The sequence below is a fragment of the Psychrobacter sp. 1Y4 genome (assembly GCF_051847555.1).
This window is the reverse complement of the sequence record NZ_JBPYDE010000347.1, coordinates 1-831: the sequence shown is the minus strand read 5'-3', so window position 1 is coordinate 831 and position 831 is coordinate 1. Positions and strand designations below refer to the sequence as shown.

Below are 831 nucleotides of genomic sequence, written 5' to 3'. Positions count from 1 at the left end.
AATATCAAGCGGATATTTGATTTGCTACTGCATTTGCCGCGTGATTATGAAGATCGCAGTCGACTGGTATCAATCGCAGAAGTGGCGCACGGACAGTCGGCTATGATTACCGGACGCGTGGTCCATGTCGATACTAAGCGTAGCGGCATGACCGTTACTGTGGATGATGATACAGGCACCATAGCTTTGCGGTTTTTTAAAGTCTATCGTGGCCTTGCGCAGACCATGAATTTGGGGACGCGATTGCAGCTGTTTGGTGAAGTCAAAGTCAGTCGTTACGGCAAACAAATACACCATCCTGAATATCAAATTATCACAGATAATATAGCCACGACCGATACGGGTCTACAGCCCATTTATCCTAGCGTCAAAGGCTTGCACCAAAATAAGCTACGCACTTTGATCAAACTGGCACTGCAAACGGTTCGTAGTCAAGGTCTACCGATGACGCTGTTTACGACTGAAGACTTCGCAGTCGTGGCTGATTTACCATTAGTACCTTTTGAGCCAGCCAAATCTGTACTGCTAGAGACAGACTTTCCAGAAGATATTTTTTCGACATTGGCGCGAAGTGTGCCTGATAATATGATTGGTAATAGTGTGAATAGGCCTACTGCGTCCGTTTACAACGTCAATAATGATGTTCATAGCGCGGCTGCTCGCATCGCTCATAGCAACGTTTACAACTTAACGATATTTGAAGCGCTAGTACTGCTACATACACCGCCCACCTACACCAACGCAAGCCAGCAATATAAACTGTTGACCCAACTGACTGCACGTACTCACGCTGCCTGTCAGCGCTTGATTATCGAAGAGTTAACCGCCCAT

Annotated in this window: 1 protein-coding gene; it reads left to right on the top strand. The window is 46.6% G+C overall.

The window, feature by feature from the left end; genetic code table 11:
• The coding region (locus ACS8FC_RS16235; protein ID WP_439297534.1) for an OB-fold nucleic acid binding domain-containing protein at positions 1-831 on the top strand (831 nt) is incomplete at both ends.